The 9,341-nt window shown below is 74.2% G+C and carries 9 protein-coding genes; 7 read left to right on the top strand and 2 right to left on the bottom strand.

What is annotated here, in order from left to right; genetic code table 11:
* Window positions 1–997: DUF6350 family protein (locus G3I53_RS33660; RefSeq protein ID WP_239063623.1), on the top strand; the 997-nt coding region annotated here is incomplete at its 5' end.
* A 38-nt stretch (window positions 998–1,035) separates the two neighbouring features.
* Here the strand turns inward: G3I53_RS33660 and G3I53_RS06765 are convergent.
* A complete protein-coding gene (locus tag G3I53_RS06765; RefSeq protein WP_164438119.1) occupies window positions 1,036–1,845 on the bottom strand; it encodes a hypothetical protein in 810 nt (269 codons plus the stop codon).
* A gap of 363 nt (window positions 1,846–2,208) precedes the next feature.
* Here G3I53_RS06765 and purN point away from each other — a divergent pair, with 363 nt between their 5' ends.
* The 6 genes from purN (at window position 2,209) to G3I53_RS06740 (ending at window position 8,659) form a co-directional block, all read left to right on the top strand.
* Window positions 2,209–2,847, top strand: a complete 639-nt coding sequence (gene purN, locus G3I53_RS06760) for a phosphoribosylglycinamide formyltransferase (RefSeq protein ID WP_164335143.1) — start codon at window positions 2,209–2,211, stop codon at window positions 2,845–2,847.
* A complete protein-coding gene (purH, locus tag G3I53_RS06755) occupies window positions 2,844–4,406 on the top strand; it encodes a bifunctional phosphoribosylaminoimidazolecarboxamide formyltransferase/IMP cyclohydrolase (RefSeq protein WP_164335141.1) in 1,563 nt (520 codons plus the stop codon). Before purN ends, purH begins: the two co-directional genes overlap by 4 nt.
* Window positions 4,407–4,464: 58 nt before the next feature.
* Entirely contained in the window at window positions 4,465–4,755 is a 291-nt protein-coding gene (locus tag G3I53_RS33655) for a hypothetical protein (RefSeq protein WP_239063621.1), read from the top strand.
* A 36-nt stretch (window positions 4,756–4,791) separates the two neighbouring features.
* A complete protein-coding gene (locus tag G3I53_RS33650; protein WP_239063619.1) occupies window positions 4,792–5,109 on the top strand; it encodes a helix-turn-helix domain-containing protein in 318 nt (105 codons plus the stop codon).
* A 311-nt stretch (window positions 5,110–5,420) separates the two neighbouring features.
* On the top strand, window positions 5,421–6,377 hold the full coding sequence (locus G3I53_RS06745; protein ID WP_164335139.1) for a helix-turn-helix transcriptional regulator: 957 nt from the start codon (window positions 5,421–5,423) through the stop codon (window positions 6,375–6,377).
* A gap of 806 nt (window positions 6,378–7,183) precedes the next feature.
* A complete protein-coding gene (locus G3I53_RS06740) occupies window positions 7,184–8,659 on the top strand; it encodes an MFS transporter (RefSeq protein WP_343240563.1) in 1,476 nt (491 codons plus the stop codon).
* Window positions 8,660–8,836: 177 nt separating this feature from the next.
* On the opposite strand, the gene G3I53_RS06735 is transcribed toward G3I53_RS06740, so the two are convergent.
* The coding region (locus G3I53_RS06735) for a lytic transglycosylase domain-containing protein (RefSeq protein ID WP_164438118.1) at window positions 8,837–9,341 on the bottom strand (505 nt) is incomplete at its 5' end.

The following is a 9,341-nucleotide window of genomic DNA, read 5'->3' as shown; positions in this document are numbered from 1 at the left end:
CGTCGTGACGCCGTTCTCCTCCGCCCCGGCCCCGTTGCTGCCCCCGTTCCCGCTGCTGGCGGCCGTTCCGGACCCGGGCGCCGGGACGCCGCTGAACTGGGCGGCCGGAGTGGTGCCGCTCGCCGCCGGGGTGGTGACCGGATGGTTCGTCGGCCGGGACGCGGCGGCCCCGGCCCGGTCGCCTGGACGGACGGCCGGCACGGCCCTCCTCGCGGCGGCCCTGTGCGCGGTCCTGGTGGCGTTGCTCGCCGCCCTCGCGGGCGGCCCTCTGGGTGCGGCCCGGCTGTCCCGCTTCGGCCCCGTGTGGTGGCAGGCCGGGGGAGCGGCGCTGGTGTGGACCGGACTGGTGGGCGTCCTGACGGCGCTGACGGTACGGGCCTGGCGGAACCGCGGGCCGCGCGACGCGGGGACGGAGCGACGCGGTGCGGGGGCGGCGGGGGAGCGGCGGAAGCCGAGGATCGGACGCCCGCGGGCCGAGCCCCCGCAGGAGACCCTCACGGGCCGCCGCCGGACGTTCCGGATGCCGTGGGCCTCGGCTCCCTCTGCTTCCTCCGGTACCGGGGCGACTCCGGTGTCGGAGGCTACCGCCTCGGAGAAGGACTGGGAGGCGCGGCTGTGGGAGGACTCCGTCCTCCTGCCGTACGTGGGGGACGCGCCCCGTCCCTCACCCCTGGGCGATGAGGAGGACGCGCCGAGGTCCCCCGCCCCCACCCCCATCCGCGCCCGTGCCGACGACGGACCGGCCGGGACCCGTCGCCCGGACGAGGTGCCCGGGGTGAGCCGGCCGGACGAGACGCCTGTGGGGAACCGGCCGGCGGAAGCGGTCACGCCGGAGCGGTGGGAGGACCCCGGTGCCCAGGACGGGCCGAAGCCGCAGCGTGCCAGGGACGCGGACGAGACCAAGCCGGAACGGGACCTGCCGCTTGTCGGTCCCCCGCCGCCACCGCCGCCACCGTCGCCCCCCTGCCGCCCGGACCCGTCCGCCAAGGAGGACTAGAGGGCCGGGGGAAAGACCGAGCCTGTGCTCGCCCGGTGCTACTCCTCGATGCCCAGCAGGCCGCGCAGCTCGTCCGGCAGGAGGTCGTTGCAGGACTGCTTGGCCTCCTCGGTGAGGGCGTCGTTGGTGCACGTGTAGTAGTCGCTGTAGACCAGCTGGGCCGTGAAGGAGGCGGCCACCAGGGCGAGCGCCAGCGAGGCCGTGACCAGGCCGCTGACCGCGGCGGTGGTCTGCGGGCGCCCCTTCTGCTCGCGGGCCGGGGAGTCCGGGTCGCCGGAGCGGGGCTTGGCGCGCAGGGCGCTGATGCCCCAGTACAGGGCGAGGGAGCCCAGCAGCAGGGCGACGTAGGGCCAGCTGAACAGGGCGAAGAAGAAGGCCCACATGCCGGACAGCAGGGCGTAGCGCGCCCGGCGCTGTGCCGGGTCCGTGGGGTCCCAGCGCATGCCGGACGGGCCCTGCGGTCCGCCGCCCTGCCCCTCGGGGCCGCGCGGGCGGTCGCCGAAGCCGCCGGAGGAACGGCCGGGCTGCCGGTCGCTCCACTGCCGGCCCCACAGGGAGCGGCCGCCCTCGCCCCGGGAGCCGTCGCCGCCCTCGTCGCCGGACGGGTGGCGGGGCTGCCACGGCTGGTCGGGCGTGCCCTCCGGCGGCGGCGCGAAGGGATTGTCCTGCTGGGAGCCCTCGGAGCCCGGCCGGCCCTGGGAGTCGCGGCGCCGGTCGTCGCCGTTGCCCTCGCTCTGGGGCGCGTCGGGCGGTGAGGAGGGGCGCTCCCGCAGCAGCACGGCGCCACGCTCCCCTCCCTGCGGCGACTGCTGGGGGAACGTGAGGAATCGCAGGCTGCGGTCCGGCATCAAGTGAGCGTCTTCCCCTTAATGAAGTACGGCGTGGTGCGGCGCGGGCCGCACACGGCGTATCGACTACGGCTGAGCTGGAGCGTGCCCGTCGGCTCTCCGGCCCGGGTCCGTCTCTCCGTGAACGCTCGGTGCGCGGGCGGCGTTCCCCTGGTGCCCCGTGCGTTCCCGGATCAGCTCTTCCCAGACGCTACCTTCCGGCCACGCCCCCGTCCCGCGGGGGCCGCCCGGTGTGCCGGTATCGTTGCTGACGGTCGGCCGCTTCGTAGGCTTCCCCGTATCCGGGGACCCGAAGCATTCGTATGAATGTACAAAGCGCTGTGCCGTCGACCGTGCAGACGCTCCCCGAGAAAGGGCCCCACCGTGGCTGCCGAGCCCGTGGCCGAACGCCCCAGGCGTCTCGTCGTGCTGGTCTCCGGATCCGGTACCAATCTCCAGGCGCTCCTCGACGAGATCGACGCCACGGGTGCGCGGGCGTACGGGGCCGAGGTCGTGGCCGTGGGCGCCGACCGGCCGGGCATCGAGGGGCTGGCCCGGGCCGAGCGGGCCGGACTGCCGACCTTCGTGTGCCGGGTGAAGGACCACCCGAGCCGGGAGGCGTGGGACACGGCCCTCACCGAGGCCGTCGCCGCCCACGCGCCCGACCTGGTGGTGTCCGCCGGATTCATGAAGATCGTGGGCAAGGAGTTCCTGGCCCGCTTCGGCGGGCGGTTCGTCAACACCCACCCCGCGCTGCTGCCCAGTTTCCCGGGGGCGCACGGGGTGCGGGACGCGCTCGCGTACGGCGTAAGGGTCACCGGCTGCACCGTCCACTTCGTCGACGACGGCGTCGACACCGGTCCGATCATCGCGCAGGGCGTGGTGGAGATCCGGGACGAGGACGACGAGAGCGCTCTGCACGAGCGCATCAAGGACGTCGAGCGAAGGCTGCTCGTCGAGGTCGTGGGGCGGCTCGCCCGCAACGGCTATCGCATTGAGGGACGAAAGGTAGTTATCCAGTGACCGCCGAGAGCAACAAGCGGGCCATCCGACGGGCGCTCGTCTCCGTCTACGACAAGACCGGCCTCGAAGACCTCGCGCGCGGCCTGCACGAGGCCGGGGTGGAGCTCGTCTCCACCGGGTCCACCGCCGCGAAGATCGCCGCCGCGGGCGTCCCCGTCACCAAGGTCGAGGAGCTCACCGGCTTCCCCGAGTGCCTGGACGGCCGGGTCAAGACCCTGCACCCGAAGGTGCACGCCGGCATCCTCGCCGACCTGCGTCTGGACTCCCACCGGGAGCAGCTCGGCGAGCTGGGCGTGGAGCCGTTCGACCTGGTCGTCGTCAACCTCTACCCGTTCCGCGAGACCGTCGCCTCGGGCGCGACGCCCGACGAGTGCGTCGAGCAGATCGACATCGGCGGTCCGTCGATGGTGCGCGCCGCCGCCAAGAACCACCCTTCCGTCGCCGTGGTGACCAGCCCCGGCCGCTACGGCGACGTCCTCGCCGCGGTCCGCGACGGCGGGTTCGACCTCGCCACCCGCAAGCGGCTCGCCGCCGAGGCGTTCCAGCACACGGCCGCCTACGACGTCGCCGTCGCGAGCTGGTTCGCCTCCGACTACGCGCCCGTCGACGACTCGCAGTTCCCCGACTTCCTGGGCGCCACCTGGGAGCGCAAGAACACCCTGCGGTACGGCGAGAACCCGCACCAGCCGGCCGCCCTGTACGTCTCCGGCACGGGCGGACTCGCCGAGGCCGAGCAACTGCACGGCAAGGAGATGTCCTACAACAACTACACGGACACCGACGCCGCCCTGCGCGCCGCCTACGACCACGACGAGCCCGCCGTCGCGATCATCAAGCACGCCAACCCGTGCGGCATCGCGACCGGCGCGGACGTGGCCGAGGCGCACCGCAAGGCGCACGCCTGCGACCCGCTGTCCGCGTTCGGCGGGGTCATCGCCGTGAACCGCCCGGTGTCCCGGGAGATGGCCGAACAGGTCGCGGAGATCTTCACCGAGGTCGTCGTCGCCCCGGACTACGAGGAGGGCGCGCTGGAGGCCCTCACCAAGAAGAAGAACATCCGCGTGCTGCGCGCCCCCGGCGCCCCGGCCGCCCCCGTCGAGGTCAAGCCGGTCGACGGCGGCGTCCTCCTCCAGGTCGCCGACCGGCTCCAGGCCGAGGGCGACGACCCGGCCCGCTGGACGCTGGCCACCGGTGAGGCGCTGAGCCCGTCCGACCTCGCCGACCTCGCCTTCGCCTGGCGGGCCTGCCGCGCGGTGAAGTCCAACGCGATCCTGCTCGCCAAGGACGGCGCCTCCGTCGGCGTCGGCATGGGCCAGGTCAACCGCGTCGACTCGGCGAAGCTGGCCGTCGAACGGGCCGGCGCCGAGCGTGCCGCCGGTTCCTTCGCCGCCTCGGACGCCTTCTTCCCCTTCCCCGACGGCCTGGAGATCCTCACCGAGGCCGGCGTGAAGGCCGTGGTCCAGCCCGGCGGCTCGGTCCGCGACGAACTGGTCGTCGAGGCGGCCCGGAAGGCGGGCGTCACGATGTACTTCACGGGGACGCGTCACTTCTTCCACTGACACGGCGGCCGCGGCCCGGCGCCGGTACCGGGAGACCTCGTACCGGTACTGGGCCGCGGTGCTCGGACCAGTTGGTGGCGCTGCCGCGCGCCTACCACGAGACCGTCATCGCCCCCACGCCGAACGGGTCCAGGCGCGCATCGAGGCCGAGCGGGCGGCACGCTCGCGGGGGCTGCTCGACGGGGGAGTGGAGGGCCTGCCCGCCGGACTCGGCCCCATGCTGCGCCGGCGTCCTCCCGTTCTGGAGGTCGCCTGCCCCCGGCAGGCGGAGGACCGGGACCTCCGTCTGAACGGCCGCGGGCTCACACTGGTCCCGTCGTACTTCAACTGGGGCGAGCCGGTCGCCTAGGCCGACCCGGGGCTCCCGCCCGTCGTCCGGTACTCCTTGCTGCACGAACCCGAGGCCCCGCGCACCCGTGACCCCGGACGGTCACTGACGAACTTCCTCGGGCGCGCCCGTGCGATCGCCCTGTGCGCCGCGTCCGCAGGCGCCACGACCGGCGAGATCGCGCGGGCAGCCGGAATCTCGGCCCCCGCCGCCAGCAGACATGCCTCCGCGCTGCGCGACACGGGTCTGGTCACCTCGGTCCGCAACGGCCGGGCCGTGTTGCACACCCTCACCCCGACGGGCGCCGCCGTGCTGCGCGCAGCCCTGCGGCAGGCGGACGGGGCCGGCGCGGGCCGCGCGGAGGCCCCTTCCTGAACCGGCAATCCCGTCGGGCCCGACGGTCCCCCGTGCCCCCGGCGCTGGTGTCGGGCACCGGCGGCGAAGCGCGGAGTACCCGGAACAGACCCACCGGAAGCACGGCGGGACGGCGAGTGGGGTGGGGTGCCGTCGGGCGTCCTCCGGGCGACGGGCGTCGTACCGCTGTGCGGAGCCGGCCGGGTGGGCAGAGGCCGACGGCGGAAACAAACCCGGACGGAGGGTTGTTGCCGAGGTGACGGCACGGGGGAGCCGCATCGGGCGGCGCGTTCCCCTTGCTCCGCCACCATCACGGAAGGGGACCGCACCCGATGACCGACGGCGCTTCGACGAGGCGCGTGGCGCCTCGTCATCTCAGCGAACTCGGCCGCTTCCTCGTGGCACGGCGGGCCGAGGTGTCCCCGGCCCAGGTGGGACTGCCGGACGCCGGCAGGCGCCGGACGCCGGGGCTGCGGCGCGAGGAGGTCGCGCTGCTCGCCGGGGTGGGCGTCTCCTGGTACACGTGGATCGAACAGGGCCGCGCCGAGAACGTGTCGGGGGAGGTGCTGGACTCCATCGCCCGGGTGCTCCTCCTCAGCGAGAACCAGCGGTTGTACCTGCGCCGGCTCGCCGGGGTACAAGCAGAACCACCACTGCCGCAGGCTTCGCCGGGGGCCGAGGCCATGCGCCCGTTCGTCGACAACTGGTGGCCCAATCCCGCGTACATCGCCGATCACGCGTGGAACGTCGTGGTGGCCAACGCGGCGGCCGAGACGCTTCTCGGTATGGGCGGGGAGCGTGCGGACGGCGCCCTCCTCGGTGCAGGGACCGGTCCCGGTCTCCCTGCGGATCGCCGGCCGTACAACCTGTTGAGGGAGTTCTTCACCAGCGACCACGTGCGGTCCGCCTACCCGCTCTGGGAGGAGACCGCCCCGAGCGTCGTCGCCCGCTTCCGCAGCCAGGCCGCACCGCACGTCGAGGACACGGCCATTCCCGCGCTGGTGGACGAACTTCGCGTCGCGAGCCCCCTGTTCGAAGGGCTGTGGGAGCGGCACGAGGTGCTGGAGGACTCCTGCGGCCCCGAGGTGCTCACCCACCCGGCCGTCGGCGACCTTCACTTCACCCGCGCCACACTGGACTTCACCCGTCGCATCGCCCTGCGGATGACGGTGTTCCTGCCGACCCCGGGCACCGGGACGGAGGCGGCGCTGCGCAGGCTGTCGCACGTCACGCCCTCGCGGCAGGTGGACGGTATCGGCTCCGACGGCCTGGTGGGCGGGGCCCATTGACCGCCTCGGCGGCTCGTGAGGTGACCGCCCCGGCCTGCGCCGGACCTGTGAGCCGCCGGCCGACCCTGCTCTCGGGCGGCCCTCGCGCGGCCGAGGTACGGTCCCGGGCGTGCGGTCGGGCCCACTGGACCCTCCCACCACGCTCGTGGGGTGGTCGGCTCAGCCGGCCCCGTCCCTGGTGAAGTATGCGAACGGCGGCCGAGGACGCCGGGTGCCGCCGTCGGCCGACGTCCGGCTGACCGCCGGGTCCCGGCGTCTCATGTTCCGATGCCCTGCTGGGCCGGATCCTGCCCACCGCCCCGGACCGCCCGGCGTCGAGTTCGCGCGCCCGCCCGGCGCCGTGCCCGGCCCCCCAGGCGCACGGCTGCCTCAAGGCGCGCCTCTGTTCCGGGCCCCGTGGCCACTTCTGACTGTTGGCACCACCACTATGTTCCGCCCGCACTGGTAGGGCACCGGCGTGCGGCCGAGCCTGGAGCCATGTCCTCCACGGTGGTCAGCCCGATGTCCCCCCGGCTCCCGCCGGACCGCGGCGGCGTGCGGGGGCCGGACGGTGCATCACAGGCGTGGTGGCTGCCGTGACAGCGTCGCCGCGGCGGCACTCCGGCACGGCCGACTCCCGGCCCGTCACCCCGTCTCCGACGCCCTGCACATCGGGACGCCGGAGAGGCACCCCGCCGGGTCGAAGCCCTGATTCGCGCCCTCCGTCCCATGATTCCCCGTCCTCCGCTCCCTCCGTCGCTCCCTTCCCTGCTGCCCTTCCTGCTTTCGCCTCCCCGTTCTGACGGGCCACCATGAAAGGAACCGGCGTGTCCGGCATCAACTCGACACGGCCGCGTCATCTGGGAGCGGTGCTCGCACTGCTCGCCTTCGCCCAGATGATCATTGCGATCGACTACAACATCGTCTTCGTCTCCCTGCCGGAGATCGGTGAGGACCTCGGCTTCGGCGCCCAGGACCTCCAGTGGGTGGTCTCCGCCTACGCCGTCGCCTTCGGCGGATTCCTGCTGCTCGGCGGCCGGGCCACCGACCTCTTCGGCCGCAAGCGGATGTTCGTCCTCGGCCTCTTCCTGTACGCGGCGTCCTCCCTGGCGGGCGGCTTCGCCGATGCCCCGTGGCTGCTCATCGCGGCCCGGGCCGTGCAGGGCCTGGGCGGCGCGTTCCTCGCGCCGGCGACCCTCTCCCTGGTCACGTCGCTGTTCGCGGAGGGCGCCGAGCGCAACCGCGCCCTGTCCGTCTGGGGCGGTGCCGGCGGCTCCGGCATGGTGCTCGGCTCGATCCTCGGCGGTCTGCTCACCGACGCCTTCGGCTGGCCCTCGGTCTTCTACGTCAACGTGCTGCTGGCCGGCGCCGCCATGGTCGTCGCGGTGTGGCTGCTGCCCGACGACACCCCGCAGGCCGGCGGTGGCTTCGACCTGCCGGGCGCCGTCACCGGCACCGCCGCCTCCACCCTGTTCGTCTTCGCCCTCGTGCAGGGCCCGGACGCGGGCTGGGGCTCCGGCCAGGTCCTGACCTCGCTGGCGGTCGCCGTCGTCACCTTCGCGGTGTTCCTGGTCATCGAGCGTCGCAGCGCGGCCCCCATGGTGCCGCTGCGGCTGTTCGGCAACCGCAACCTGTCGACCGGTGCCGGCATCACCTTCCTGTTCATGGCCACCTTCGGCGCGCTGGCCTACTTCCTCACCCAGTACTGGCAGATCGTGCAGGGCCACTCCGCCTGGACCACGGGCTTCGCCTTCGTCCTGCCGTCCGGCAGTGTCCTCGTCGGCACCGTCGCGGGCGGCAAGTGGGCCACCAGGTTCGGGGTGCGCAACACCCTGTTCATCGGTCTGACCATGGGCGTCGTCGGCACGGTCGTCCTCGCCCTCACGCTCGGCCAGGACGTCTCCTACGGGGCGATCGCGCCGTCGCTGTTCCTGCTCTCGCTGGGTCAGGGCATCGTCTTCACCACGATGTTCGCCGCCGCCACCACCGGGGTGCTGCCGGCCGACCAGGGCATCGGCTCCGGCATCGCGACGACCGGCCAGCAGATCGGCGGGGCTGTCGGTCTGGCCGTGCTGATCGCGATCGCCGACTCCGCGGGCGGCGGCGACACCAAGGACACCGGGCAGCTCATGGACGGCGTCACCACCGCCACCTGGGCGATCGCCGTCGGCATCGCGCTGACGTTCCTGGTGGTGCTCAACCTCCGGAAGCCGGCCGGGGACGACGGCGCCGCCCCGGCCGACCGCGACGGGACCGAGCCGGTCGCGCCCCCGAAGCCCGTCCGGGCCACGCCGACCGCCTGAGCACCGCTCCGGCGTCCGGACGGCGGCGCTGCCCGGTCCTCGCCGCGGAGGGACCAGGGCAGCGCCGTCCGCCTCGAACGAACCCGCTCCTGCGGTGCGTCGGCCGCCCGCCTAGGAGGCCCGCCACCACCACCCCGCCCCGCCGCCCCGGACTCCCCTCCCCGCCCGCGCGCCGGGTCACTGCTTCCCGGGCGGCGTGTACCGCTCCACGTAGTGCGCGACACGGTCGGCGTAGGAGCGGTACTTCGGCGGGACCCCGCCCGCGTCGTTGACCCTGCGGTACGACGTCCGGTACGCGGCGGCCAGCAGGACCCGGCGGTCGTCCGCGAGGCCCGCGTCCAGCCGGGGCGCGATCCAGCACAGGTAGCGGCCCATCGCCGGGATGGACTCGGCGGGCGGGAACGGCGGCTGGGGGACGGTCTCGCCCGGGGTGCCGTCCGCGTGCATCCACCAGCGCAGCACCCTCGGAGTCCAGCGGGCGATGCCGTACTCGTCGTTGGCGGGGTCGGAGAGGTTCGGGTCGAAGTCGCTCTCGACCTTCAGCATGGCCGCGATCAGCGCCGCGGTGACACCGGGCCGCCCGCAGTCGCGGGCCGTCTGCACGATCAGCAGCCGGTACGCGGGCGGCACGCCCCGGTCGGTGCGCAGCTCGTCAGCCCCGTACGTGGCGGCGGCGACGCCG

This window comes from Streptomyces sp. SID14436, from assembly GCF_010548465.1.
Taxonomy (GTDB): Bacteria; Actinomycetota; Actinomycetes; order Streptomycetales; family Streptomycetaceae; genus Streptomyces.
This window is presented reverse-complemented; position numbering and strand designations above follow the sequence as displayed.

Bases quoted from the DNA above. Each gene is read 5' to 3' on its own strand.
- G3I53_RS06765 (WP_164438119.1), bottom strand. From the start codon at position 1,845: ATGCCGGACCGCAGCCTGCGATTCCTCACGTTCCCCCAGCAGTCGCCG.
- G3I53_RS06745 (WP_164335139.1), top strand. From the start codon at position 5,421: ATGACCGACGGCGCTTCGACGAGGCGCGTGGCGCCTCGTCATCTCAGC.